A 26,047-nucleotide genomic window follows, 5' to 3' on the forward strand; every position below is an offset into this window, starting at 1 on the left:
GGGAGAAAAAAAGGGCGGCCCCCAAGGACCGCCCCAGTCGAGTGGGTGAGACGCAATGCGCCCCGATCGATGTCAGATGTGGATGCCTTCCAGCGTCAGCGCCTGGGTGTGGCCGTTGACGTCGTTGAGGAAGAAGGTGACGCCCGCCCCCGGGCCGGTGGTGTAATCCTTGAAGCCACCCTTCGACGGGTTGTCCAAAAGGAACTGCGCCAGCCGGTTGATGTCGCCCTGATCGTCAAGCCAGTAGGCGCCGGTGCCCTTGCGACCGACATTGAGCCCGCCGAAGATGTCATCGAAGCCGGTGATGCGGACGGCATCGTGATCGGTAAAGGTCAGATCCTTGACGATCACCCACTGGTACACATCGTACTGCGGATGGCCCGCGCCGTGGTAGTCGATCTTCTGGTTGCCCTCGGCAAAGCGGAAGTAGAACTGGTCCGCGCCGCTGCCGCCGGTCAGCGAATCCTGACCGCCGCCGCCCTTCAGGATGTCATCACCGGCGCCGCCCGTGAGGATATCCTTGCCGACGCCGCCGTAGAGCACGTCGTTGCCGTCACCACCCTTGAGAACGTCGTTCCCGCCCTCCCCGTTCAGGACATCGTTGCCCGCACCGCCGAGGAGAACATCGCCCCCCTTGCCGCCGCTGAGTGTATCCGCGCTTGCTGTGCCGGTAAGCGTATCGGCACCGGCCGTTCCTGTCGTTGTCGCCATTACATTCTCCTAGACCGCCCCTTGCCCGCACCGCGCGGAGCGATGAACAAAACCAATTTGATGCGGAAGTTTTACGTATTTTCACTTAAACGTCGTAAGTATTATTCTTGGGAGATCGAATATTTGCCGCGATTTACGAAGTTGTTTGCGATTCATCAGGTCGATCTTCCTGACTCATCATAGGGTTTTTGCGCCGCAGCGAATGTGCCTTTCCCGTTCAAATCGGGGCAAACGTTGCGAGACACGTTCAATTCGGAGTGAACTGTCGCGGACGCAGACAATTTGTGCCGCAAACCAAGGGCATTGCCGGGTGCGGGGACCAGACCTCAGGTGGCGCGGACAAGCCGAATGGGCGCGTCGGGCACCCCCGGCGCGATCAAGCCCGTCGATTTCGTGATGTGAACAAGCGGCGCGATGCCGCTCTGGCGTGGCGCAAAGCCTATTGCTGTTGCGCGGCCTGCGCTTGTTGCTGGCGCTGCTGCGCTTCGGCGATCAGCGCGCCGTCGATGGCCTTGGCCGCGCCATAGCCGGCGCGCGCGCGCAGCCGCTCGGCATAGGCGACGAAGGCCGGGCGTTCGGGCAGGGACTTGAACGACAGGCCCCAGTCCACTTGCGCGCCGACATAGACATCGGCCATCGTGAACCGGTCGCCGCAAACATAGGCATGGTCGGCCAGATGCCCCTCAAGCGCGGCGACGGCGCGATCGTAGCTGCCGAAACCGACCATCGCCTGACGCCCCTCGGGCACCTCCCACCCCATCGAGCGGGCGACGATCGCCTGCTCCAGTGGCCCGGCGGCAAAGAACATCCAGCGGTGATAGTCCGCCCGTTCGGTGTCGGTCGGGGCAAGGTCGGTGCCGTCGGCAAGATAGGCGCAGATCGCCGCGCATTCGCTGATCACGCGTGGGCCTTCGGGTGCATGGTGGACGACCACCGGCACCTTTCCCAGCGGGTTGGCCGCCAGCAGCCCAGCGGGCCGGGCAGCCCAGTCGACCAGCACCTGTTCGTAGTCCGCGCCCGCTTCGTGCAGCGCCCAGCGTGCGATCTGCCCACGCGACATCGGATGGGTGTAGAAAGTGTAGTCGGCCATCGTCATTCTCCCCGAGGACCGACGACACCGAACAGCGCGCCTTGCGGATCGCGGGCGACGACCACCCAGTCGCCGCCGGGCACTTCGTGCGGTTCGGCCAGCACCGTGCCGCCGTGCGCCTCGATCGCGGCCCGCGCCGCCAAGGCCGAAGGTACCCCGAAATAGGCACGCCACAGCGGCAGATCGGCCTCGTTCTGGCGCTGCATGATGCCACCCAGCATCAGGCCGTGATGGTTGATGAAGTGATAGTTCCCGGCCGGTCCCATCGGCATGACTTGCGCAAGGTCGAACCCGAAGTGCCGGGCATAGAACGCCAGCGCGCCGGGCAGATCGGGCGTCAGCAGGTCGTTCCAGCGGACATGCTGTACCTTGTCGCGCGAAAACGCCTCGCTCACCGCATCCGGGGCATCTTGCGGCGGGATCGGCCTCATCAGGTAGAACGGCGTGCCGGAAGGGTCGGTGACCATCGCGAAGCTGCCCTCGGCAATGTCCATGCGCGGACCCAGTGCCCGCCCGCCATCGGCTAGGATGGCCGCTGTCGCCGCATCGACATCCTCGACCGCGAAATAGGGCACCCAAGCCGAATGCGCGCCTTCTGCCTGCATGTCAGCCGTCAACTGCAGGACGCCGCCCGCGTTGCTGCCATTGCTGCGCAGGAAATGCCGATAGTCGATCGGTGAATGGGGGTCGTGGCCGCTGAGCGTCCAGCCGACGACCGCGTTGTAGAACGCCCCCGCGCCATCGGCATCGGTGGTCATCAGTTCGTACCAGACGATACTGCCCCGGACGATATTGGCGACATGATTGGTCATCACCGCACTCCCCATTTGCCCAGCGAGTTTTTTTGCGCGAGTCTGATTGCGCGAGTTTGATTGCGCGAGTCTGCTTGCCCTTTGGGGCAAAGTACCGGATCGCCGGTGGCACGGCAAATGCGGCGACGCGCCGTCAGGCCAGCGCCATGATCCGCTGGCGCAGCCGCTCCTCACGCGTGGCCACTTGCACCCAGGCATCGTCCGTCTGCAACCTTGCGTACCAGGCCGCCGTGCGCGGCCGGAGCGTCAGATCGATGCAGGGCAGGCAGTATTCCATCGTGCAGAACATGCTGCCGATGCTGTAGTCGGCCAAAGTCAGCGATTCGCCGACCAGCCAGCCCTGTTCGGGGACGACGCCCTCAAGATAATCGAGAATGCGCGGCAGTTCCGCCTCACCCTGCCGGGCGAGTTCCTCATCCCCGCCGATCTGCATCAGCTTGGGCCCGACCACCCGGTTGAACAGGATCTTCAGCCCCGAGACGGCAAAGATCGTGTCGGCAACCTCGTCGAACCAGATCACCCGGCCGCGCGCCTGCGGTTCGGCCGGTAGCAGCACGGGTTCGGGCACTTTGGCTTCCAGGTAGAGCGCGATCGCGGTCGAATCAGCCAGAATGAACCCATCGTCGTTGATCGCGGGGATTTTCCCGAAAGGGCTGACCGCCAGAAATTCCGGATCGGTAACGCCGGGGCCACCCCGTCCGGATTCGAACGCAATCCCCTTTGCCGTAGCGACAAGCGCCACTTTGCGGACAAATGGCGAAATCAGCGCACCGTACAGTTTCATGTCTGCTCCCCCTGATCATTCGTCCGGTTCTTGTTTCCGGATGCAGGAAGAATATTGCAGGTAGCCGCGCCCACGTATAGGCGAACAAGCGATGACCGAACTTCCGAACCACGCGACCACGCTGATCGCCGCGCCCGATACCGAAATCGACGTCCGCGAGACGTTCGGAATCGATATCGACATGAAGGTTCCCGCCTTTAGCCAGGCGGACGAACGTGTTCCCGACACGGACGCGAACTATGTGTTCGACCCCGACACCACGCTGGCGATCCTTGCAGGCTTTGCCCACAACCGCCGCGTGATGGTGCAGGGCTATCACGGCACCGGCAAATCGACGCACATCGAGCAGGTGGCCGCCCGGCTGAACTGGCCGTGCATCCGCATCAACCTTGACGCGCACATCAGCCGCATCGATCTGGTCGGGCGCGACGCCATCGTGCTGCGCGATGGCCTGCAAGTCACCGAATTTCGCGAAGGTCTGCTGCCCTGGGCGCTGCAGACGCCGACCGCGCTGGTGTTCGACGAATACGATGCCGGTCGCCCCGACGTGATGTTCGTGATCCAGCGCGTGCTGGAAACCGAGGGCAAGCTGACGCTGCTCGATCAGAACCGGGTGATCCGCCCGAACAAGTGGTTCCGCCTGTTCGCCACCGCCAACACCGTCGGCCTCGGCGACACCAGCGGGCTGTATCACGGCACGCAGGCGATCAACCAGGGCCAGATGGACCGCTGGAATATCGTCGTCGCGCTCAATTATCTTGCGCCTGCGACCGAGATCGACATCGTCACCAAGAAGGTGCTCGGCCTCGACCCCAAGGTGGCCGCCGACATGGTGCGGGTCGCCGACTTCACCCGCAAGGGCTTCATCGCCGGGGACATTTCCACCGTGATGAGCCCGCGCACCGTGATCAGCTGGGCGCAGAACACCGCGATCTTCAACGACGTGGGTTTCGCCTTCCGCCTGTCGTTCCTGAACAAGTGCGACGAAGCGGAGCGCGTTCTGGTGGCCGAATATTATCAGCGCGTGTTCGGCAAGGACTTGCCCGAAAGCGTCGCCAACAAGGCATAACTGGCGGGGCTTAACCGGCGGGGCATGACCGGGCGAAGCATGTGCCTTGCCCGGTCGCGCAATCCGACCCCGATCAGCCGTGCGGCGTGATAAGGTACTTTTCGCCCGTGCGGCGGGCGTTGTATTCCAGCACCGCGTCGCGCGTCAGCGCCTGTTCCAACGTGACTTCGGCCTTGTAATAGCTGGCGAACGTGGTCGTCAGTTCGTCGCGCACGCGCTGGCGCAGGCGACCGGCCACTTCCAGACCGGCCTTCTGCAGGAACGGGAACAGCAGGAAGCCCGACACGTCCCAGCTGAAGCCGAAGTTGCGGTTGAGGATGGTCGGCGACAAGTCGAGAGCGCCATAGATGTAGAGCTTCTTGGCCGAATTGCTGCCATACCGGCTATAGGCCGCGCCGCTGTTGGCAACCTGCTCCATCGCGCCAAGGATCTGGCTGCCCAGCCGTCCACCACCGATCGCGTCGAACGCCATCGTCGCGCCGGTCGCCCGCAACGCCGCGATCAGGTCATCGGCAAAGCTTTCGGCGCTGCTGTCGATCACGTGTTCCGCGCCGATCCCCTTGAGGATCGCCACTTGTTCGGGCGAGCGCACGATGTTGACCAGCGGCACGCCATCGGCCTGACAGATCTTCACCAGCATCTGCCCAAGGTTTGAGGCTGCCGCCGTGTGGACCAGCCCGGTGTGGCCTTCCATCCGCATCGCCTCGACAAACGACAGCGAGGTCAGCGGGTTGACGAAAGCCGACGCGCCTTGCGCCGCGGTCGTTCCGGCGGGCAGTTCAAGCACGTCACCCGCCTTCACCAGCCGATGGGTGGCGTACATGCCGCCGGGGATGGCCGTCACCCGCTTGCCCAGCAACGCCTGCGCTTCCGGAGCCTCGCCCGCCGCGATCACCGTGCCCGCGCCCTCGTTGCCTACCGGCATCGCCTCGCCATGACGGCCGGCCATCGCGCGGATCGCAGGCTCGGGCATCTGTGCCACGATCCGGCCATCGCTGTAATCGGCGTTGGCGACGTCGGCCGGGCCGAACAGCAGGCCAAGGTCCGACGGATTGATCGGCGCGGCTTCGATCTTGATCAGGATTTCACTGCCGGTCGGCGCCGCCAGAACCTCGTCGCGCAATTCGACGATCAGGCGGCCATCGGCCTCCAGCGTCGATACCAATTGCTTTCCACGCACTTCGCCCATGTCACTCTCCCGGATATGATGCGTGGACGAAGTATAGCCCTTCGGGCGGCGCGTTAAGTCCTAATCTGCAACGGTCTTTGGCGGCAAGCGCGGCACCCATGTCGGCCACGCTCCATTCGCCGCGCCCGACCAGCACCAGACAGCCGACCATCGAGCGCACCTGATGGTGCAGAAAGCTGCGCGCCGCCGCCTCGACGATCACCCGCTCGCCCTCGCGCCGCACGTCCAGCCGGTCGAGCGTCTTGACCGGAGAGGCCGCCTGACAATGCACCGAGCGGAACGTGGTGAAGTCATGCTTGCCCACCAGCAGTTGCGCCGCGGCCTGCATCGCCTGATGGTCCAGCGGACGGGCCACCCGCCAGGCCCGCGCCAGCTCCAGCGTCAGCGGCGCGCGACGGTTGACGATGCGGTATTCGTACGATCTGCCGGTGCACGAAAACCGCGCGTGCCAATCTTCGCTGACCTCGCGGGCCTCGATCACCGCAACCGGATGCCCGGCAAGGCGCAAGCGCGCGCTGATCGCCTCGGACAGCCGGAACGCATCGAAATCGCGCGACAGATCAAAATGCGCGCGCATGGCCAGCGCGTGAACCCCGGCGTCGGTACGCCCGGCGGCGTGGAGCGTGACCGCCTCGCCCACCACCGAAAAGGCCGCTTCCTCCACCGCCTGCTGCACCGTGGGGCCATGGCCCTGCCGCTGGAATCCCATGAAGGGTGTGCCATCCCATTCCAGCGTCAGTGCAAAGCGCGGCATCAGCCCAGCACCGTGCCGGCGGGGATGGCGCGGCCGCGCAACAGCGCCGCGGTGTCCATCGCCGGACGACCCGCGCGCTGCACCTGCAACGGACGCAAGGCGCCTTGCCCGCACGCGATGGTCAGTCCGTCATCGAGCACGGTTCCCGGCGAACCATCTGCATCCACCACCTCTGCCGCCAGCACGCGATAACGCTCTCCCTCAAGCTCGAAGAACGCCCCCGGCCCCGGCGCAAAGGCGCGCACCTGCCGCTCCACCGCGCCTGCGCCTTGCGTGAAATCCAGACGGCTCTCCGCCTTGTCGATCTTCGCGGCATAGGTCACGCCAAGTTCGGGCTGCGGCACCGGGGGATGGCCGGGCAGATCGGCGAGCACCGCGACCATCAGCCGCGCACCCGCCTCGGCGATGTCCTGCGTCAATTCGCCCGCTGTCTTACCCGCAACCGGTGTGGCCCACGTCGCCAGCATCGGCCCGGTATCGAGCCCGCGCTCCATCTGCATGATGGTGACGCCTGTTTCGATATCCCCCGCCAGAATCGCGCGCTGCACCGGCGCCGCCCCGCGCCAGCGCGGCAACAGCGAGCCATGGACGTTCAGGCACCCCAGACGCGGCGCGGCCAGCACCGGCACCGGCAGGATCAGGCCATAGGCCGCAACCACTGCTACATCGGCCTGCAACGCGGCAAAGGCGGCCTGCTCGTCCGCGCCCTTCAGCGAAACCGGCGTGCGCACCGCGATCCCCAGCGCCTCGGCCGCCAGTTGCACCGGCGAGGGCTGCAGCTTCTTGCCCCGCCCCGCCGGGCGCGGTGGCTGGCTATAGGCGGCGACCACCTGATGCCCGGCATCGACCAGCGCGCGCAGGCTGGGCACGGCAAAGTCCGGGGTTCCCATGAAGATGATGCGCATTGCCTGAAAAGTGCCTTCCGTTTTGCCGGATTGGCCCTATCTCCCAGCCCATGGCATCGCAAGAGATCGAGGCGCTGAGCGGCGCATTGGCCCGCCTTCCCGGACTGGGCCCGCGTTCGGCGCGGCGCGCGGTGCTGTGGCTGATCAAACGGCGCGAGACCGCGCTTGACCAACTGGTCGATGCGCTTGCGGTGGTGCGCGAGCGGCTGGTCGAGTGCGACACCTGCGGCAACGTCGACACCGCCAACCCTTGCGGTATCTGCACCGACACCCGCCGCGATGCGCGCGCCATCTGCGTGGTCGAGGAAGTGGCCGACTTGTGGGCGCTCGATCGCGCGCGGCTGTTCACCGGCAAGTACCACGTGCTCGGCGGGCGCCTGTCTGCATTGGAAGGCGTGCGCCCCGAAGACCTGACCATCGGCAGCCTGCTCGACCGCGTGGCCAAAGGCGGCATCGACGAGGTGGTGCTGGCGATGAACGCCACGCTCGAAGGGCAGACCACCGCGCACTACATCGCCGAACGGCTCGAAACCTTCCCCATCCGCGTGACCCAGCTCGCCCACGGACTACCCGTCGGCGGCGAACTCGATTACCTTGATGAGGGCACTTTGGCTCAGGCGCTGCGCGCGCGGCGACCGGTGGGTTGAACGCAGGGAGGCCTGCAGATGGCGGTACAAGGCATTGGCGGTTACTTTTTCCGCGCGAACGATCCCGAAGCGCTCGCCGCATGGTATGCCGAACATCTGGGCATGGGCCCGGAATGGGAGCAACAGGCGGGGCCGACGGTCATTCAGCCTTTCCCCGCCGATTCCGCCTATTTCCCCCTTGTGCGTCAGGCCATGCTCAATTTGCGGGTGGACGACCTGCCGGGGATGATCGCAAAGCTTGAGGCATCCGGCATCGCTGTCGAACGCAACCCCGACTGGGATGGCGTCTATGGCTCGTTTGCCCGGATCACCGACCCGGAGGGCAATCCGATCGAATTGTGGGAGCCGCGATCAGTCTGATCGCATTCCACCGCTTGCGAGTCGGCCCCGTGTTGCCTATCTCCCAGCCATGGCCATTCGCGAGATCATCGAAGTTCCGGACCCGCGCCTCAAGCAGGTTTCCGCCCCCGTCACCGCGTTCGACGACGAGCTGCGCACGCTCGTCGCCGACATGTTCGAGACGATGTACGATGCCCCCGGCATCGGCCTCGCCGCGATTCAGGTGGGCGTGCCCTTGCGCGTGCTGGTGATCGACCTGCAGCCCGATGACCCCGATGCCGAACCCGAAGTGTGCACAGCGCACGGCGGCCACCACCATCACCACCAGCCGACCAAGAAGGAACCGCGGGTGTTCATCAACCCCGAAATCCTCGAACCGTCGGCGGAACTGACCCTCTATCAGGAAGGCTGCCTCTCGGTTCCTGACATCTATGCCGAGGTCGAGCGCCCCGCGCGCATCCGCGCCCGCTGGCAGGATCTTGACGGCAACGTCCACGAACAGGACATCGACGACCTGCTGGCCACCTGCCTGCAGCACGAGATGGACCATCTCGAAGGCATCCTGTTCATCGACCGCCTGTCGCGCCTCAAGCGCGGTATCGCCTTGCGCAAACTGGAAAAGCTGCGCCGCGTGGCGTGATGCCAGGGTCTGGAGCGGGGTTTTCCGCTCCAATCTGGCGCAGCCGGTTGCATTGAGGGATCGCGCAGGATAGGTTCACGCTTCGTTCCAGATTGAGGCGCTGCGTGACTTCACCGATTCTCCTTGTGATTCTTGTGCTTGTCGCTGCTGGCGTCGGGCTTGCTGTGGGATTCTTCCTTGGCGGCAGAACCGGCGCCGAGTGGAGGGCCCGCGCCGACTCGCGCGAGGTTGAGGCGCGCGAGATGGAGGGCAAGGTCAAGGCGATGACCGTGGACCTTGCCGCCACCTCCGAACGAGCAAAGCTGCTCGATCAGGTCGCCGCCGAACTCGCCGCAGTCCGTGCCAGCCGCGACGAATTGTCCCCAGCACTTGCCGCCGCGCAGGCCCGGCTGGGTGAACTGGACGGTCTGCGCGCCGAACTCGCGCAACTCGCCGCAGATCGCGCCACCATCCGCGAAGAGCGCGATGCGCTGCGTCCCGCGCTCGCCACGGCGCAAGCCCGCGCCGCTGAAGGCGACATCGCCCGCGCCGAACTCATCACGATTCGCGCCGACCGTGACGCCGCCCGCACCGAACTTGAGCGGTTGAAGGCCGACGCCGGACACTTCGACGAACAGAAGCGCCTGCTGGTCGAAGCGCAGGAGGCACTGCGCAAGGAATTCGAGAACGCCGGCAACAAAGTGCTGGAAAAGGCGCAGGAAAGCTTCCTCACCCGTGCCAGCGCCCGGTTCGAGGAAAGCGAGAAGAGCGCCTCCGAACGGCTGAAAGCGCTGCTTGCCCCCGTCGACCAGCGCCTGAAAAGCTATGAGGAACAAGTCGGCAAGCTGGAAAAGGACCGCGTCGATGCGTTCGGCAATCTGGGCGGGTTGATCCAGTCGATGCGCGATGGACAGGAAGCGGTGCGCACCGCCGCGCTGCAACTGGGCAACAGCTTGCGCAACGGCCCCAAGACACGCGGCCGCTGGGGCGAACTGCAACTGCGCAACGTGCTCGAACAGTGTGGCCTTGCCGAACACACCGACTTCGTGACCGAACAGTCGGTCGAGACCGACGAAGGACGGCTGCGTCCCGACGCCATCGTGCGCATTCCCGGTAACAAGTTGCTGGTGATCGACGCCAAAGTCTCGCTCAACGCCTATCAGGATGCGTTTGAAGCCGCTGACGATGACGCGCGCCTGATCGCGCTCAACGCCCACGTCCAGTCGATGCGCAACCACATCCAGACGCTCGGTGCCAAAAGCTACCAGAGCCAGTTTGCCGAGGCGCCCGATTACGTCCTCATGTTCGTACCCGGCGAACACTTCATCGCCGCCGCGCTTGAGCGCGATCCCGCGCTGTGGGACTTCGCCTTTGAACGGCGCGTACTGCTCGCAAGCCCGACCAACCTTGTCGCCATCGCCCGCACCGTCGCCCAAGTCTGGCGGCAGGACGGGCTCGCCCGCGAAGCGCGCGAAATCGGCAAGATGGGCGGCGAGCTTTACGACCGGCTCGCGGTCGCGGCCGAACATCTCAAGCGCGTCGGTTCAGGGCTGGACAGCGCGGTCAGCAACTACAACAAGTTCGTCGGCAGCTTCGAACGCAACGTGCTGTCAGCCGGCAAACGCCTGCGCGACAAGCACATCGAAATCGGCAAGCGCGAGATCGAGGACGTGCCGCTCGTCGAAAGCGCGCCACGCTACGCCGACGCGTCTAACGAGACACCCGCGCTGCCCGAGGCGGCGGAGTGATGCCCTGTCCGGCAATCAGCCCCCCAGCGTCGCCAGTACCTCATAGGCCAGCACCGCGCCCGCGATTGCAGCGTTGAGGCTGTCGGCGCGGCCTTTCATCGGCATCGTCACGCGCAAGTCGCAGGCGAGTTCGTAATCCTCGGGAAGCCCGCGCGATTCGTTGCCGACCAGGACGAAGCAGGGCGCAGCGTAAGGCGCGCCGCGATAGGGCACCGCATCGCGCAAGCTGGCGGCGACCAGCTGCCCCTGCCCGGCACGCAACCATGGCAGGAATTCGTCCCAGCGCGCTTGTGCAAGGGCGACGGTGAACAGGCCGCCCATGCTGGCACGCACCGCCTCTACCGAGAAGGGATCGACGCAATCGTCGATCAGGATCAGGCCGCCAGCACCCACCGCATCGGCGGTGCGCAGCATCGTGCCAAGGTTGCCGGGATCGCGCATCGCCTGCGCCACCAGCCAGATCGGCGCTGCGGCCGGATCGATCCGATCGAGCCCGGTGTCCCATTCGGCATAGACCCCGGCGACCGACTGCGGGTTGTCCTTGCCAGTGACTTTGGCCAGCAGTTCGATCGGCAATTCGAGCACTTCGCCGCCCGCCGCCTCGACCGCGTGTTCGAGTTCATCGAGCAGCGGATGAGCCTCGCGCCCTTGCGCCATCAGCAGCAGTTCGGGAATGCGGCCGGCAATGCGCGCGTCGGTCAGCAGGCGCAGCCCCTCGGCCAGAAAGCGCCCTTCGCGGCGGCGGTGCTTCTTGTCGCGCAGGGCGCGCACGGCCTTGACAGTTGGGTTGGAAAATCCGGTGATCGTCTTGCGTGGCATTGCCGCCCCATGCGCCAGCAACGGCCGCGCTGCAAGGCGCTGGCCGCGCGATCAGTCCTCGCCGAAACCGTCTTTGACCAGACCGGCGACTTTGGCAAGGATCGGCTCGACATCGGCGTCCGGTCCGGTGACGACGATCTCGATCGTGTCGCCTCTGGCCGCGCCCAGCATCATCAGCCCGAGGATGGAACCGCCATTGGCGTCGGTGCCGTCCTTGCTGACGATGACCCCATAGCCTTCGGGCAGTTTGGCAACCGCATTGACGAACTTCGCGCTCGCCCGCGCATGAAGGCCGCGTTCATTGACGATGGTAACCGTCTCGCGCGCAATATTGGCCGGGTCAGCCATCAACTTCAGCCATCGATCATGCGTCCTGTCCCAGGAATTCCGAAGCAATCGTAATGTAATTGCGCCCGGCATCGCGTGCCGCTGCCGTCGCTTCGCGCACGCCCATGCACGAGCGCGCCTTGGCCAAGCGGATCAGCATCGGCAGGTTGATGCCAGCGATAACCTCGACCTTGCCCGCCTGCATCAACGAGATGGCAAGGTTTGACGGCGTGCCGCCGAACAAGTCGGTCAGCACGATCACGCCCTCGCCACTGTCGACCCGGCGAATGGCGTCGGCGATTTCGCGACGTCGCTTTTCCATGTCGTCATTGGGGCCGATGCAGACACCGACGATGTCCTTTTGTCGCCCGACAACATGCTCCATCGCGTGGATGAATTCGTCGGCGAGGGCGCCATGGGTTACAAGGATTAGACCGATCATGAACGGAACTGGCTCCGAAGGGCAGCCATCAGACCCCGAAAATGCGGGCCTGTGACCGACGGCACGGGATCATCGCAAATGCGAGACCTCCGGCAACCCGAATCACTGTCTTTCAGTGTGCATTCCATCCCACGGACCTGATTGTTCTTATGGTTCAAGACTATGGCATTGTACGTAAGACATTACACCTGTGTTCCCTCAAGCAGGTCCGCTCCGCGCGAGGCCAGGTTGCGATGCAACAATGTGGGAGAAAAACCGGCGTCGCGCAAGGCTGCTGCGATCTGTTCGGCCATGAAAACCGAGCGGTGTTTCCCTCCGGTACAACCGAAAGCCACGTTAACGTAGGGTTTTCCTTGCGCCTCGTAACGCGGGAGCAGCAACAAAAGCAGTTCGTGAATGCGCGCGAACGCCTCGGCAAAGGCCGGATCCTGCCGGATGTAATCGCCCACGGCGGCATCGCGACCGGTCAGCGGGCGCAAGCCATCGACCCAATGCGGGTTCGCCAGAAAGCGCATGTCGAAGACCAGATCGGCCAGTGGCGGTGTGCCGCGCGAAAAGCCGAAGCTGCTGATGGTAAGCGTGAGGTCGCGGGGTCGTTCGGTGCGGAAATGGTCGCGAATCGCCTGTTGCAAATCGTTGGTGGTGAAGTCGGTGGTCGAAATCACCACTTCGGCCCAACGCCGCAACGGGTCGAGCAACTCGCGTTCGGCGGCGATCCCGGTGGCCGCCGGTTTGTCCTCGCTCATCGGATGGCGGCGGCGCGTTTCGTTATAGCGGCGTTCGAGTTCCTGCCCACCGCAATCAAGGAACAGCGTGGTGATCGAAAGGTCCGTGCGCTGCGACAGCTTCTTGACGCTGGCGATGGTGCGCGAGGGATCGAAGCCGCGGGTGCGTGTGTCAAAGCCGATGGCCAATGGCGCGCCCGCATCGAGTCTGGCGGTACCCTGCTCGGTTTCGAGCAGCCGGTCGAGCAGGCGGATCGGGAAATTGTCGATCGCTTCCCAGCCCATATCCTCAAGCGCGCGCATGGCCGTGGTCTTGCCCGCACCGAGCAGGCCGGTGACAAGCAGGATGCGCTGGGGCGTCTGACGCGGCGGATCTTGATCAGGTGCAGCGATCATCTTTGTGTTCTGCGCCTAACTTTGCCCGATGGGAAGCCCGCGATCGGAACAACCGTAGTCATCGCCCGCAGGATCCTTGTCCTGTTAAGCCGATCAGACATCGGGCAGGCCGAACTGGCGCAAGGCCACCTCGGCGCGCAAACCCAGAACTGGCGTATCAGGATAAAGCCGGACCAGTGGCAGCGGCACGCCCGCGCGCACGGCGGTATCGGCCGCCGCGATGAAACGGGGCGCTCTGGGATCGAGCGCCAGCACCAGCGCCACGATCGCACCGGCCACCGACGGAACTTCGATGATGCCAAGGTTGCGCACTTCGAGCTTGCCGGCAATGGCGGTTGGCGGGCTGGCCAGCACCCGCCCGTCCTCGGCGCGCAACAGCACGCCATCATCCCCGACCAGGATCGCGCCCCGGTCGATCAGCGCCAGCGCCAGACTGGACTTGCCCGATCCCGGCGGCCCTTCGATGAGGATCGCCCGCGATCCGATCATCACGCATGTCGCCTGATGCTGCAGCCCCGCAATGGCTTGGCTCATTCCTCTTCATCCTCCTCGGCCAGTGGCAATTCCAGGATCAGACAGGCCCCGTGCGCGCCATCGGCGCGGTCGGCGATCGTCAAAGAACCATCATGCGCTTCGGCGATTGTCCGGGCAATGGCAAGCCCAAGGCCGCTGTGATCCCCGAACGCCTCATCGGCGGGGCGCACCGAATGGAACCGTTCGAACACCCGCTCGCGCTGGTTGGGAGGAATGCCCGGCCCTTCGTCGCTGACGGTCAGCCAGACCCGCCCGCCCTCGCCATGGACCGCGACATCGACGGCACCACCGGGCGGGGAAAACGAGACCGCATTGTCGAGCAGGTTGTCGAGCACGCGCTCCAACCGCAGCGCATCGCCGTGCACCACCGTCGGGCCATCGCCGCGGCGGAAACGGATCGGTCCGGGCTTGGGACGTTGATCGAAACGCCGGTCATGCCGCGCATCGGAGCGTAGGTCGCGGTGGCGCGAGCCCCGGCGTGAATCCTCCACCAGCATCGCGGGCAGCACCCCGCGCGAGGCGACCGCCTGTGCCGCAAGATGCGCAAGATCGAGCGGCGCAAACGTGGCGCGGCTCAATTCGGCGTCGATGCGGCTGGCGTCGGCGATTTCGGTGATCAGGCGGTCGATGCGCTGCACATCGTGGCGGGCGATGCCGTTCAATTGCTCGCGCAGTCCCGCGTCCTCGACCTTGTCGAGCGATTCGATCGCGCTGGCCAGACTTGCCAGCGGGTTCTTGAGTTCGTGTGCGACGTCGGCGGCAAAGCTCTCCACCCCGTCGATCCGCTGGCGCAGCGCGGCGGTCATGTCGGAAAAGGCGCGGGCCAGCAGGCCGATCTCGTCGCCGCGTTCGGGCAGGCGCGGCACCACGACCTCGCGATCACGACCCAGCCGGACACGCACCGCCGCCCGCACCAGCGCGCGCAACGGCTGGACGATGGTGCGCGCCAGAAACAGCGACAACTGGATCGACAGCACGAAGGCCAGCCCGATGATGATCACCAGCGTCTGGCGCGCATCGCGCACTTCCTGCGTGACATCGAGCGCATTGCGCATGGCCAGCAGCATCGCGCCCTTGTGCCCCACGGGCGTGGCGGCGGTGATCACCGGGGTGCGATCGGGGGCATAGCGCAAATAGACTTCGGTGCGCGCCGCGCTGCGGGCACGGGCGATCTCGGGCCAGTTGCCGGCGCCGGGCTGCGGCGGTTCGCGATAGCGCTCGATCGCCGGTGCGCCGACCACCAGATCGACCCCGCGATCAAGTCCGCGCGCCGCTTTTTGATACCACGGCTCACGCGCGGGATCGATGAAGGCAAAAGGCGGCGGCGCCAGCAGGAAGCTGTCCTCAAGCAAGGCCCCGCGCGCGTCGTACAGGGTAAGCCGCAACCGCTGCTCGGTCCCGATCCGCGCCAAAAGGGTGCGTACCCGGCTGCGCGGCACGCCATCGAGCGCATCGGCGGCAATCTCGGCTTCGGCGCGGGCCAGCTTGAAACGCTCGCCGATCAGCTGCGTGCGATAGCTGTCGAGATAGAAGAAGCTGCCGGCCAACAGTGCCAGCGCGATGCCGTTTACCGTCAGGATGCGCGTGGTCAGCGACACCCCGCGCGTCCGCCACAGCCGCCGCCGGGCTATCGGACCAACCGCATTGCGCAAGCGCTGCGACCGGGCGATCGGCGCATCAGGTTTCGGCAAAACTGTATCCGGCACCATAAAGCGTTTCGATGGCGGCAAAGCCCGGGTCAACCGCGCGGAATTTGCGGCGCAACCGCTTGATGTGGCTGTCTATCGTCCGATCATCGACAAAGACATCGTCCTGATAGGCGGCATCGAGCAACTGGTTGCGCGTCCGCACGACGCCCGGGCGCAGCGCCAGCGTTTCAAGGATGAGGAATTCGGTCACGGTCAGCGCCACGGGAAGTCCGTCCCATTCGACATGATGGCGCGCCGGGTCCATGACCAGTCGCCCGCGCCGGATCGGTTCGGGCAGCGGTCCGGTCGGTGCATCCTCGCCGTGTCCGGGTTCCTGCCGCACGATATCGCTGCGGCGAAGAATCGCGCGGATCCGGGCGATCAGCAGGCGCTGGCTGAACGGTTTGGCGATGTAATCGTCCGCGCCCAGCGAAAGCCCCAGCGCCTCGTCCGCCTCGTCGTCCTTGCTGGTCAGGAAAATGACCGGCAGGTCGCTGCGTTCGCGAAGCCGCTGCAGCAGTTCCAGACCATCCATGCGCGGCATCTTGATATCGCAGACGGCCAGATCGGGCGGGTTCTCGACCAGCGCCTTCAACGCCGCCGCGCCATCGTTGTAGACACGCGTTGCAAAACCCTCGGTCTGCAGCGCGATCGATACCGTGGTCAGGATGTTGCGGTCATCATCGACCAGAGCGATGACCCGCTGACCGGCGACCGTTTGGGGCGCATTCGGCTGAACCGGGATCGGAGCGGCACTTGCACCGTCGCTGCGGGGTTCGGGCGTGCTGGCCATGTTGGTTCGATACCTGCTGCGCTGACGGCCTTTCCGATTACCGGTTCTGCCGCGCGCTGGCAACCACACGCGATCCTGCATGCGCAACTGCGCATGACCCGCCGGGCATCGAACAGCGTACAGTTGTGAATCATGCAACTTGCTGCGCAAAAATCTTGGTTGTCCTAGCGGCGACAACGCAGCAAACGGGCTTGACGGGCGGGCCGTTTGCGAGTCTGTGCATTCGTATTCAAGCCAGCTACAAACCTACCACGCCCTGCCTCAGGTGCAGGGTTGCAGAACGGGAGAAGCGAAGTGACCGCAACCAGGCTCAACGTATCGCTTGCGCAGCAGGGCTTTCCCGAGCCGGCTGAACTCTTCGCCAACCTCGGCACCGCGCCGCTGGTCGAACACGCCGTCCGCAACGGTGAAGGCGTGCTGGCCAAGGACGGCCCGTTCGTGGTCGCTACCGGCAAGCACACCGGCCGCAGCGCCAAGGACAAGTTCATCGTCCGCGATGCCGAAACCGAAAACACCGTATGGTGGGGCAAGACCAACGTCGGGATGACGCCCGAGCACTTCGCCGCGCTCAAGGCCGATTTCATCGCCGCGCTGGGTGAGAAGGACAAGCTTTACGTGGCCGACCTGTTCGGCGGCAGCCAGCCCGAACACCGTGTCAACGTGCGCGTGATCAACGAATTCGCTTGGCACAACTTGTTCATCCGCACGCTGCTGGTGCGTCCCTCGGCCGATGAACTGGCCGGCTTCGTGCCCGAATACACGATCATCGATCTGCCCAGCTTCCGCGCCGACCCCGAACGCCACGGCGCCCGGACCGAAACCGTGGTTGCGGTCAACTTCACCGAAAAGCTGATCCTGATCGGCGGCACCGCCTATGCCGGTGAAATGAAGAAGTCGGTGTTCGGCATCCTCAACTACCTGCTGCCGGTCAAGGGCGTGATGCCGATGCACTGCTCGGCCAACATCGGCCCCGATGGCGACACTGCGGTGTTCTTCGGCCTTTCGGGCACCGGCAAGACCACACTGTCGGCCGACGCCAGCCGCACCCTGATCGGCGACGATGAACATGGCTGGTCGGACACCGCCGTGTTCAACTTCGAAGGCGGCTGCTACGCCAAGATGATCCGTCTGTCGGCCGAAGCCGAGCCGGAAATCTTCGCCACCACCAAGCGTTTCGGCACCGTGCTGGAAAACGTGGTGATCGATCCCGACACCCGCGAAATCGATCTGGACGATGCCTCGCTGGCCGAAAACAGCCGCGGTTCGTATCCGATCGACTTCATCCCCAACGCCAGCGCCGACAATCTGGGTCCGGTGCCGCAGAACATCATCTTCCTGACCGCCGACGCTTATGGCGTGCTGCCTCCGATCGCGCGGCTGACCCCGGAACAGGCGATGTATCACTTCCTGTCGGGCTACACCGCGCGCGTCGCGGGCACCGAAATCGGCGTGACCGAGCCTGAAGCCACGTTCTCCACCTGCTTTGGCGCGCCGTTCATGCCACGCCATCCGTCTGTTTACGGCAACCTGCTGAAAGAGCGGATCAACAAGGGCGGCGTGAAGTGCTGGCTGGTCAATACCGGCTGGTCGGGCGGCAAGGCCACGCAGGAAGGCATCAAACGCATGCCGATCAAGGCCACCCGCGCGCTGCTCAACGCCGCGCTCGATGGCAGCCTGAACAATGCCGAATTCCGCGAAGACCCCAACTTCGGCTTCGATGTTCCGGTCGAAGTGGCGGGTGTCGACACCAAGCTGCTCGACCCGCGCGGCGCCTGGGCCGACCCTGAGGCCTATGATGTGACCGCGCAGGATCTGGTGCGCAAGTTCATCGACAACTTCGAGCAGTTTGCCGAACACGTCGATGAAAGCGTGCGCCAGGCAGCGCCCGTCGCCGCCTGAACGATCTCCGACGCTGCAGCGTCGGAGGCCCGCGCCAAACACGTGGGCAAACAACTGGACGGGGCTTCGCCCCGCTGGCAGGAGGCTCCGCCGCGTGCGGGGCCTCTTTCCTTTTTGCGCGAAAGCGACCATCACCATGACCACCCACCCGATCCGCCCTTTTCCCGATGATGCGGCCGTGCGCGCGGTGGGCGAAGGTCTGCTGGCCCGCACCCTGCCCAAGGCGGAATGGACGCACGAGGCGCATCTCGCGGCGATGCTGTGGTTGCTGCGCGAACGCCCCGACTTCGCGCCCGAAGCAGAACTTCCCGCCACGATCAGCGGCTACAATCTGGCAGTCGGTGGCGAGAACACCGACAGCGCGGGCTATCACGAAACGCTGACCCAACTTTACATTCGCGGCGTGCGCGCGTTTGCCGCCACGCTGCCCGCAGACGTTGCGCTAGTGACAGCGGTCAACGCACTGCTGGCCAGCGAGATCGGCCCGCGCGACTGGCCGCTGTGCTTCTATTCGCGCGAACGGCTGTTCAGCGTCGAGGCCCGGCGCGGCTGGGTCGAACCCGATCTGGTGGCCATTCCCGACGCCTGACCGGACTGACGTCCAAGAGCCGCCCGTTCCTGCGGCGCGCTATCCCACGCGGCGCGGGACGAACGGATACGTCCGCCGTTCGACCACTTCCTGCACCGCGCGGTGGGCTTCCTGAATCGCGGCATCGGTGTGCGGGCTGGCAGCGGCGTCACTATTGGCGATGCTGACCAGTCCGAACGGCTGGCGGCCGATCACGCATGGGCGGTCGGGGCTTTCGCTATAGACCCATTCCACCGGATCGTAGATGCTGTTGTAGGTATAGGCATAGCCGTGCGGCCAGCGGTTGACGGTGATGGCGGCAATGTCGCGCGCGGCATCGAACCCGGCTCCACCGAGGATGCGCTGCAACTGCCGGCGGGTTTCGCGCTCGAAGTCGGCAAAGCTCTGCGCGAGCAAGTCCGCGCGGCCGAGCCGGTGCTGATCGCGGCGCGGCAGGCCGGGCTTGTTGGCGTACTTCACCAGATGCAGCACGACCGGCTCGTCAGGGCTTTGCGGATGATGCAGTTCGCCAAGACCCACCGCTTCGGTCAGGCCGACTTCCTGATGGAACATCGTCGGGCAACTGAAATTGGCCGCGCCCAGCTTGTGGAACGCGCGCCAGTTGGTGACGGCCACGCTGGTATAGACGAGCGGCCCCTTCACGCCATAGGCCAACGCCTCCTTCTGCGCGGACGGCAGTTCGGGCATCAGGTAGGGGATCATCATGTTCCACCCGGCCAAAATGACGGCGCCCCCGCGCACTTCGGTCAGTTTGCCATCCTTGACATAGCGCACCGCCACGTCGGGCGCTGTCGCCGGATTGCCGCGATGCGCCACGTTGACCACCACGCTCGACCGGCGGATGCGGGTGGAATTTTCGGGCCGATCGAGCGCTGTGTAGTCGAACACCGCGGTGCCCATGTCCTCTTGCGTGCGGCCAGTGGTGGCTTCGGGCACCAGTTTCGCGACCAGCAGCCGCGCCAGCGTGGCATTGCCATCGGGGAAGTGGATCGACTTGTCGCCCTCGCGCTGGCGGCCGTGCTGACCGCCGGGAAGATCGGCAAACAAGTCCGCCGGAACCTCGCCCAGCGCCATCCCGGCAAAGCCCGGATAGCCCTGCACCCATGCAAACAGCGCCGGAACCGCATCGCCGCCGACGCAGAAGCTGGCCATGCCGATGGTCTGGAAGAACCAGTAGACTTGCGGGTCGACCCCGACTTTTTCGAGCAGGAACTGCTTGTACGAATGGCGCGCGAGCCAGTCCTTCTTGGCGGTGGCATCAAGACCCGGCAGGAAGTCGGGCTGGTCTGCGGCAAACAGCCGGGCAAGATCGGCGCGCGTCCTTGCCGTCAGTGGCGCCTTGGCAAGCTGGGCCGGATCGAGCTTGCCCCCGCGCCAGCCGCCTCCCAGCGGCAGGACCACATCCTTGCCGCCAAAGGTTTCGGCATCGAACACCAGCCCGTGCCCCATGCCCAGCGAGCTATAGAGCTTGGCATTGCCCGCGTTGTCGCGTTCATACCGCGCCAGATCGACGCCCAGGTCGTCGAGCAGGGTACGCGACCACTTGTCATACCGCGCCGGGCTTTCGATGTTGAGCGTGCCGCCGTTGACCACCAGCTTGCGCCCATTGACGGTGAATTCGTTGCGTTTGGCATGGCCGCCGAAATCGTCGTGGTTGTCGAGCACGAGCACCCGCGCGCCCGGCCCCACCCGCTTGTGAAAGAAGTGCGCGGCCGACAGCCCCGACAGTCCGCCGCCTACGATCACGAGGTCGTAATGTTCGCCGCTGTCCACCGCATCGGCCAGTTTCAGCGTGCCATCGCGCAAGGCATGCGCCGCCTCGAACGCGCCGGGGTGCGATCCGCGCATGCCGGTGCGCGCAGGCGGATAAGGATCGAGCGGCAAGGGTACCCCGCCACCCTCGGCAAAAGCGAACTGCGGCAGGCCACTCCCCAGCAGGCCAGCCCCCAGCAATCCGGCGCCCGCCGCGACGCCATTGACGAAATCGCGCCTCGTGATCGCCCGGTCCATGCCAAGTTTCCGGTCATCCCCGATGTTGCGGTTCTGGTTGTTCATGCCGCCTGCCCCCTTGTTAGCGGGCGCTAGATTGCGCCGCCGCCCGGTGCTGTCCAGTCGGCAATTCCCGCCTTTTTCAATCCATTCGAAAAAGGACGGCGAAGGGCTGGCCGCCTCGCCGCGTTGAGGGGACAGGACAGATTGCAAGGACGCGCGAACCTCCAGCCGCGTAGCCCTGCCCTGCTCCGGTAGACGGCCACCTGCCCCCAGAGCAGCAGGCGAACCCACGGGCGCATCCCAGTCCCCGCGCCCCGCCCCTCTCTCCACCCCCCCGGAGAGAGGGGCGATTTTTTGACCATCGCGCCCGATACGGCGGCAAGGGCGTGCAATTCCCTACCAAAACGATTGACATTTTGAGCCGCGCTTTCAAGAGACTGCGGTCATGATCCGCCTCTCCTCTGTATCCAAGCGCTTTGCCGACGGCACCGTGGCGCTCGACGGCATCGATCTGACCATCCCGAAGGGCGCGGTGTTCGGCATCATCGGGCGTTCGGGCGCGGGCAAGTCCACCCTGCTGCGGCTGATCAACGGGCTGGAGCGCCCCACGTCCGGCGAAGTGCGGGTTGACGATCAGGTGGTCAACACCTTGCGTGAGGCCGATTTGCGGCCCTTGCGGCGGCGGATCGGCATGATCTTTCAGGCGTTCGGCCTGCTGGCCAATCGTACCGTCGCCGCTAACGTGGCGCTGCCGCTGGAACTTGCGGGGATCGCCCCGGCCGAACGTGCCGCGCGCGTGGCCGCATTGCTCGACCGGGTGGGGCTGACCGACCGGGCCGACGCCTATCCGGCCCGGCTTTCGGGCGGGCAGCGCCAGCGGGTCGGCATCGCGCGCGCGCTGGCCACCCGACCCGACATCCTGCTGTCAGACGAAGCGACCAGCGCGCTCGATCCCGAAACCACCCGGTCGGTGCTGGCGCTGCTGGCGGACCTCAACCGCGAAATGGGGCTGACCATCGTGCTGATCACCCACGAACTCGAAGTCGTGCGCGCGATCTGCGATCACGTGGCGGTGCTTGACGGCGGGCGACTGGTCGAAAGCGGGCCGGTCGATAGCGTCTTTTCCGGGACCAGCGAGCAGGCAACGCTGGCGCTGTTGGGAGATGGCCAGTGAACGACGGCTTTTTCCAGCACGTGGTGTGGAGCGATATCGGTCAGGCCACGCTCGATACGCTGACGATGCTTGCCGGATCGCTGGCGCTCACGATCGGACTGGGCATTCCGCTGGGCGTGCTGCTGTTCGTGACCAGCGACGGACAGATCGACCAGAGCCGCCCGGTCAACCGCGTGCTGGGCATCGTGGTCAACGTGCTGCGCTCGATTCCGTTCGTCATCCTGCTGATCGTGATGATCCCGCTGACGCTGGCAATGGTCGGCACGTCGCTGGGCGTTGCCGGAGCGATCCCGCCGCTGGTCGGCGGGGCAGCGCCGTTCTATGCCCGGCTGGTCGAGGCGGCGCTGCGCGATGTGCCGCGCGCAACGATCGAAGCGGCGCAGGCGATGGGCGCCACCCGGTTGCAGATCATCGGCAAAGTGCTGCTGCCCGAAGCGCTACCCGGACTGACGGCAGGAGCGACCGTCACCGCGATCACGCTCGTCTCGTTCACCGCCATGGCTGGCGTCGTCGGTGCCGGGGGGCTGGGCGATCTTGCGATCCGCTATGGCTATCAGCGCTTTCAGGCCGATGTGATGCTGGTGACCGTCGTGCTGCTGGTAGTGCTGGTGCAATTCATCCAATGGGCTGGCGATCGCCTGACCCGCCTTGTCGATCATCGTTGAAGGGCTGAAATCCATGAAGCGTCGCGCTTTTCTGACATTTGGCGCCGTTCTGCTGCTGGCCGCCTGTGGCCATGGTGGTTCCGGATCGGGCGGATCATCGGGTCAGGTGCTGACCATCGCGGCAACCGCCGTACCGCACGCCGAAATCCTCGAACATATCAAACCCGAACTAGCCAAGCAGGGCGTGAACCTCGATATCCGGGTGTTCAACGATTACGTACAACCCAATCTGCAGGTCGATCAGGGCCAGATCGACGTCAACTATTTCCAGACCGGCCCCTATCTCGATGAGTTCAACAAGGCGCGCGGCACGCATCTGCAACCGATCGCGGGGATCCACATCGAACCGCTGGGCGCTTATTCCCGCCGGTGGAAGTCGCTTGCCGATCTGCCGGTCGGTGCAACGGTGGCGATCCCCAACGAGCCGAGCAACGGTGGCCGCGCGCTGCTGTTGCTGCAAAAGGCCGGGTTGGTGCAGTTGAAGAACCCGGCATACCCGCTGTCCAGCGTGCACGATGTAATCGGCAATCCGCGCAAGCTGGTGTTCCGCGAACTCGAATCGGCCACGCTGCCGCGCACGCTGGGTGAGGTCGATCTGGCCCTCATCAACACCAACTATGCGCTTGATGCCAAGCTCAATCCGGTGCGCGATGCGTTGGCGGTCGAGGACAGCAGATCGCCCTATGTCAACTTCGTAGTGGGCAAGCCGGGCGCCGAAGCCGATCCGCGCGTCAAGAAGCTGATCGCGGTGCTGAAAAGCGACGATGTCCGCAAGTTCATGGCCGAACGCTACAAGGGCGCGGTGCTGCCGGTGTTCTGACCGCCTGTCGGTGGCAGGCTAACCCAGGATCGGCGGATCGAAGGCGCGCACTGGCGGGACGTCGCCCTCCCAACGCCGCGCCTCGATCAGGCACGTGTGCGCGCTGCACCCTTGCGACAGCGCCGATGCCCCGCGGTCGAGCGTCAGCACGTTGGGGTTGCCGTGCCGGTCAAGATCGCCATCGGGGTCGTACCATGCCCCGGTCGATAGCCGCGCCACGCCGGGCATGATCGCGGGGTTGAGCACGGCTCCGGCCAGGCAGCGGCCGCGGTCGTTGAACAGTTCGACCACGTCACCCTCGCCAATGCCGCGCGCAGCCGCATCGGCGGGGTTGAGGTGCACGCCTTCGCGCCCGTGCACTTTTCCCGCGCGGCTCCATGGCGAAGGATCGAGCTGGCTGTGCAGGCGCCGTGCTGGCTGGTCGGAAATCAGGTGCAGCGGATGATGCCGCGCTTGCGGCGCGCCCAGCCACTCGAACGGTTCGCGCCACACCGCGTGGCCGGGGCAATCGTCGAGCGCGAACCCGGCGATGCGTTCGGAGAAGAGCTCCAGCTTGCCCGACGGCGTGCGCAGCGGGTTGGCCTGCGGATCGGCGCGGAAGGCGGCATGCATGTCGAACGGTTCGTCGTGGGTGGACAGGTCGATCAGGCCCTGCTGCCAGAATGCATCGAATTCGGGCAGGTCGATGCCTTGTGCCGCCACTGCCGCGCGGTTGGTGGTGTAGATGTGGCGCAGCCAGTCCATTTCGCCGCGCCCTTCGGCAAAGGCCTGCGCCGTGCCCAGTCGCTCGGCCAGTCCGGCAAGGATGACGTGGTCGTCGCGCGCCTCGCCCTGCACCGGCACCGCCTGCTTCATCGCGATGTAGTACCCTTCGCGCGTGGCAAAGCCGATGTCGTTGCGCTCCAGCGCGATGGTGGCCGGCAGCACGATGTCGGCATGGCGCGCCGCCGCATTCCAGTACTGTTCCTGCACCACGATGGTTTCGGGCCGGGCCCATGCCCGGCGCAGGCGGTTGAGATCCTGATGATGGTGGAACGGATTGCCCCCCGCCCAATGCACCAGCCGGATATCGGGATAGCGGTAGTGCCCGCCGTTGTAGCGAAACGGCTCACCGGGGTGCAGCAGCATGTCGGCCAGCCGCGCACAGGGGATGAAGTCGGCCACCGGATTGCGCCCTTGCGGGAAGACCGGGCCGGGGATTTTCACATGCGCGCTGCCCATCAGGTTCATCGCGCCATAGCCGAGGCCGTAGCCGCCGCCGGGCAGGCCGATCTGCCCCAGCATCGCCGCCAGCGTCACCAGCGCCCAGAACGGCTGCTCGCCATGCGCAGCGCGCTGCAAGGCCCATGACGCGTTCAGCATCGTGCGGTTGGCGAGCATGGCCGCCGCCAGATCGCGCGTCACTTGCGCCGGAACCCCGGTGATCGGCTCGGCCCATTCGGCGGTCTTGGCCACCCCATCGCTCTGCCCGGTGAGGTAAGGCACGAAACGGTCGAAGCCGACGGTGTGGCTGTCGATGAAGCCGCGATCGAAGCGTGGATCGTGCAGCACGGCATGGGCCAGCGCCAGCATCATCGCGGTGTCGGTATTGGGTCGCAAGGGCACCCATTCCACCCCCTCGCCCGCCTCGAAATTGTCGCCCACCGGACCGATGTTGACGATCCGCACGCCCGCACGGGCCAGCGAGTGCAGTCCATCGCGCACGCGGTGACGCCCCGCCCCGCTGGACGAGACTTGCGCGTTCTTCAACGGCACCCCGCCGAACGAGACGAACAGCGTGCAGTGCTCGGCCAGCACCGGCCAACTGGTGTGCGAGGCGTTGGAGGTGTCCATGTCCGCCGCGATGTGCGGCATCAGCACCCGCCCCGCGCCCAGACTGTAGCTGTCGACGCTGCGCACATAGCCGCCGATCGTGTTGTAGAACCGGTGCAACTGGCTTTGCGCATGGTGGAACCGTCCCGCACTGGCCCAGCCGTACGATCCGGCAAAAATCGCGGCATTGCCATGATCTGCCCGCACACGGGCGATTTCACCGGCGACAAGGTCGAGCGCTTCATCCCAGCCGACCTCGACGAACGGTTCGTCCCCCCGGCCGGTCCGGTTGCGCCCATCCAGCCAGCCGCGACGGACAGCGGGCCGGGCGATGCGCAAGCCCGCCACCTCAGGCGCAAGCTGATCCAGCCCGATGCGCGTCGGATCGGGATCTGCCCGCAACGGCCGCAGCACCGGTTGGTCCGTGCGGTCACCCCGCTCGACCTCGTAAATGCCCCAGTGCGCGGCCGAGTATGTGCGATCCGTCAAGCGACTGCCTTTCGAATGGTGATCATGAGGAACTGCAGGGACGGGATGCCTAAAAACTGCCGCTGCGCGCAACCAAAATGGCGATCGATCATTGCCAATATAGGCTGAAGCATTTCCCATACCTCGATATTCGCACGTAATTAAAGTCACTTACGCCGTCACATCAAGTATCGCGATATGCGGTTGAGCAATGCGCGATAACCCCACAATGGAGCA

The 26,047-nt window shown here is 65.4% G+C and carries 26 protein-coding genes; 10 read left to right on the forward strand and 16 right to left on the reverse strand.

Annotation, left to right across the window (positions count from 1 at the left end; genetic code table 11):
• Positions 1–72: 72 nt before the first annotated feature.
• The 4 genes from LDN95_RS09680 to LDN95_RS09695 form a co-directional block, all read right to left on the reverse strand.
• Entirely contained in the window at positions 73–711 is a 639-nt protein-coding gene (locus LDN95_RS09680; RefSeq protein ID WP_226017469.1) for a calcium-binding protein, read from the reverse strand.
• Positions 712–1,150: 439 nt separating this feature from the next.
• Positions 1,151–1,801, reverse strand: a complete 651-nt coding sequence (locus LDN95_RS09685; protein ID WP_226017470.1) for a glutathione S-transferase family protein — start codon at positions 1,799–1,801, stop codon at positions 1,151–1,153.
• Between the two features lie 2 nt (positions 1,802–1,803).
• Positions 1,804–2,613, reverse strand: coding sequence for a VOC family protein (locus tag LDN95_RS09690; protein WP_226017471.1), 810 nt, complete (start codon positions 2,611–2,613; stop codon positions 1,804–1,806).
• 133 nt (positions 2,614–2,746) lie between these two features.
• A complete protein-coding gene (locus tag LDN95_RS09695) occupies positions 2,747–3,397 on the reverse strand; it encodes a glutathione S-transferase family protein (protein ID WP_226017472.1) in 651 nt (216 codons plus the stop codon).
• A 91-nt stretch (positions 3,398–3,488) separates the two neighbouring features.
• On the opposite strand from LDN95_RS09695, the gene LDN95_RS09700 reads away from it, so the two are divergent.
• Positions 3,489–4,466: an AAA family ATPase gene (locus tag LDN95_RS09700; protein WP_226017473.1), complete on the forward strand. Its 978-nt coding sequence runs from the start codon at positions 3,489–3,491 to the stop codon at positions 4,464–4,466.
• Positions 4,467–4,539: 73 nt separating this feature from the next.
• Here LDN95_RS09700 and LDN95_RS09705 read toward each other — a convergent pair whose 3' ends face one another.
• Genes LDN95_RS09705 through fmt form a run of 3 tightly spaced genes read right to left on the reverse strand, consistent with a single transcriptional unit; the run spans position 4,540 to position 7,314 of the window.
• Complete coding sequence (locus LDN95_RS09705; RefSeq protein WP_226017474.1) at positions 4,540–5,655, reverse strand: zinc-binding dehydrogenase; 1,116 nt, start codon at positions 5,653–5,655, stop codon at positions 4,540–4,542.
• A 1-nt stretch (position 5,656) separates the two neighbouring features.
• Complete coding sequence (truA, locus tag LDN95_RS09710) at positions 5,657–6,409, reverse strand: tRNA pseudouridine(38-40) synthase TruA (RefSeq protein ID WP_226017475.1); 753 nt, start codon at positions 6,407–6,409, stop codon at positions 5,657–5,659.
• Positions 6,409–7,314 (reverse strand): methionyl-tRNA formyltransferase, encoded by a 906-nt coding sequence (gene fmt / locus LDN95_RS09715; protein ID WP_226017476.1) that lies wholly within the window; start codon positions 7,312–7,314, stop codon positions 6,409–6,411. Before fmt ends, truA begins: the two co-directional genes overlap by 1 nt.
• Before the next feature lie 50 nt (positions 7,315–7,364).
• On the opposite strand from fmt, the gene recR reads away from it, so the two are divergent.
• From recR to rmuC, 4 genes are all read left to right on the forward strand, one after another.
• Positions 7,365–7,961 carry a recombination mediator RecR gene (gene recR, locus LDN95_RS09720; RefSeq protein WP_226017477.1) on the forward strand — a complete coding sequence of 199 codons (597 nt, stop codon included), beginning with the start codon at positions 7,365–7,367 and terminating at the stop codon, positions 7,959–7,961.
• An 18-nt stretch (positions 7,962–7,979) separates the two neighbouring features.
• The gene (locus LDN95_RS09725; RefSeq protein ID WP_226017478.1) at positions 7,980–8,321 is read left to right on the forward strand and encodes a VOC family protein; all 342 of its coding nucleotides are present in this window, start codon (positions 7,980–7,982) and stop codon (positions 8,319–8,321) included.
• Positions 8,322–8,370: 49 nt separating this feature from the next.
• Positions 8,371–8,940, forward strand: coding sequence for a peptide deformylase (def, locus tag LDN95_RS09730; RefSeq protein ID WP_226017479.1), 570 nt, complete (start codon positions 8,371–8,373; stop codon positions 8,938–8,940).
• A 104-nt stretch (positions 8,941–9,044) separates the two neighbouring features.
• On the forward strand, positions 9,045–10,667 hold the full coding sequence (gene rmuC / locus LDN95_RS09735) for a DNA recombination protein RmuC (protein WP_226017480.1): 1,623 nt from the start codon (positions 9,045–9,047) through the stop codon (positions 10,665–10,667).
• Between the two features lie 15 nt (positions 10,668–10,682).
• Here the strand turns inward: rmuC and LDN95_RS09740 are convergent, their stop codons facing one another.
• From LDN95_RS09740 to LDN95_RS09770, 7 genes are all read right to left on the reverse strand, one after another.
• Complete coding sequence (locus LDN95_RS09740; RefSeq protein ID WP_226017481.1) at positions 10,683–11,486, reverse strand: RNA methyltransferase; 804 nt, start codon at positions 11,484–11,486, stop codon at positions 10,683–10,685.
• Between the two features lie 51 nt (positions 11,487–11,537).
• Positions 11,538–11,834: an HPr family phosphocarrier protein gene (locus LDN95_RS09745; protein ID WP_226017482.1), complete on the reverse strand. Its 297-nt coding sequence runs from the start codon at positions 11,832–11,834 to the stop codon at positions 11,538–11,540.
• A gap of 16 nt (positions 11,835–11,850) precedes the next feature.
• Entirely contained in the window at positions 11,851–12,255 is a 405-nt protein-coding gene (locus tag LDN95_RS09750) for a PTS sugar transporter subunit IIA (RefSeq protein WP_226017483.1), read from the reverse strand.
• A 182-nt stretch (positions 12,256–12,437) separates the two neighbouring features.
• Positions 12,438–13,376, reverse strand: coding sequence for an RNase adapter RapZ (gene rapZ, locus LDN95_RS09755; protein ID WP_226017484.1), 939 nt, complete (start codon positions 13,374–13,376; stop codon positions 12,438–12,440).
• A gap of 93 nt (positions 13,377–13,469) precedes the next feature.
• Positions 13,470–13,910: an HPr kinase/phosphorylase gene (locus tag LDN95_RS09760; RefSeq protein WP_226017485.1), complete on the reverse strand. Its 441-nt coding sequence runs from the start codon at positions 13,908–13,910 to the stop codon at positions 13,470–13,472.
• Positions 13,907–15,619 carry an ATP-binding protein gene (locus LDN95_RS09765; RefSeq protein ID WP_226017486.1) on the reverse strand — a complete coding sequence of 571 codons (1,713 nt, stop codon included), beginning with the start codon at positions 15,617–15,619 and terminating at the stop codon, positions 13,907–13,909. The genes LDN95_RS09760 and LDN95_RS09765 overlap by 4 nt, the downstream gene beginning before the upstream one ends.
• On the reverse strand, positions 15,588–16,391 hold the full coding sequence (locus LDN95_RS09770) for a response regulator transcription factor (RefSeq protein WP_226017487.1): 804 nt from the start codon (positions 16,389–16,391) through the stop codon (positions 15,588–15,590). Before LDN95_RS09770 ends, LDN95_RS09765 begins: the two co-directional genes overlap by 32 nt.
• 294 nt (positions 16,392–16,685) lie before the next feature.
• On the opposite strand from LDN95_RS09770, the gene LDN95_RS09775 reads away from it, so the two are divergent.
• The gene (locus LDN95_RS09775) at positions 16,686–18,290 is read left to right on the forward strand and encodes a phosphoenolpyruvate carboxykinase (protein ID WP_226017488.1); all 1,605 of its coding nucleotides are present in this window, start codon (positions 16,686–16,688) and stop codon (positions 18,288–18,290) included.
• 136 nt (positions 18,291–18,426) lie between these two features.
• Positions 18,427–18,879: a hypothetical protein gene (locus tag LDN95_RS09780; protein WP_226017489.1), complete on the forward strand. Its 453-nt coding sequence runs from the start codon at positions 18,427–18,429 to the stop codon at positions 18,877–18,879.
• A 39-nt stretch (positions 18,880–18,918) separates the two neighbouring features.
• Here the strand turns inward: LDN95_RS09780 and LDN95_RS09785 are convergent, their stop codons facing one another.
• Entirely contained in the window at positions 18,919–20,934 is a 2,016-nt protein-coding gene (locus LDN95_RS09785) for an NAD(P)-binding protein (protein ID WP_226017490.1), read from the reverse strand.
• Between the two features lie 382 nt (positions 20,935–21,316).
• Between LDN95_RS09785 and LDN95_RS09790 the strand changes: the two genes are divergently transcribed.
• From LDN95_RS09790 to LDN95_RS09800, 3 genes are read left to right on the forward strand one after another with little or no spacing between them, the layout of a single operon-like run.
• Positions 21,317–22,045, forward strand: a complete 729-nt coding sequence (locus LDN95_RS09790) for a methionine ABC transporter ATP-binding protein (RefSeq protein WP_305082581.1) — start codon at positions 21,317–21,319, stop codon at positions 22,043–22,045.
• Complete coding sequence (locus LDN95_RS09795; RefSeq protein WP_226017491.1) at positions 22,042–22,710, forward strand: methionine ABC transporter permease; 669 nt, start codon at positions 22,042–22,044, stop codon at positions 22,708–22,710. Before LDN95_RS09790 ends, LDN95_RS09795 begins: the two co-directional genes overlap by 4 nt.
• Positions 22,711–22,723: 13 nt before the next feature.
• Complete coding sequence (locus LDN95_RS09800) at positions 22,724–23,530, forward strand: MetQ/NlpA family ABC transporter substrate-binding protein (protein WP_226017492.1); 807 nt, start codon at positions 22,724–22,726, stop codon at positions 23,528–23,530.
• Between the two features lie 18 nt (positions 23,531–23,548).
• Here LDN95_RS09800 and LDN95_RS09805 read toward each other — a convergent pair whose 3' ends face one another.
• On the reverse strand, positions 23,549–25,831 hold the full coding sequence (locus LDN95_RS09805; RefSeq protein WP_226017493.1) for a molybdopterin-dependent oxidoreductase: 2,283 nt from the start codon (positions 25,829–25,831) through the stop codon (positions 23,549–23,551).
• Between the last annotated feature and the right edge of the window lie 216 nt (positions 25,832–26,047).

This window comes from Novosphingobium sp. FKTRR1, assembly GCF_020404405.1.
Classification (GTDB): domain Bacteria; phylum Pseudomonadota; class Alphaproteobacteria; order Sphingomonadales; family Sphingomonadaceae; genus Novosphingobium.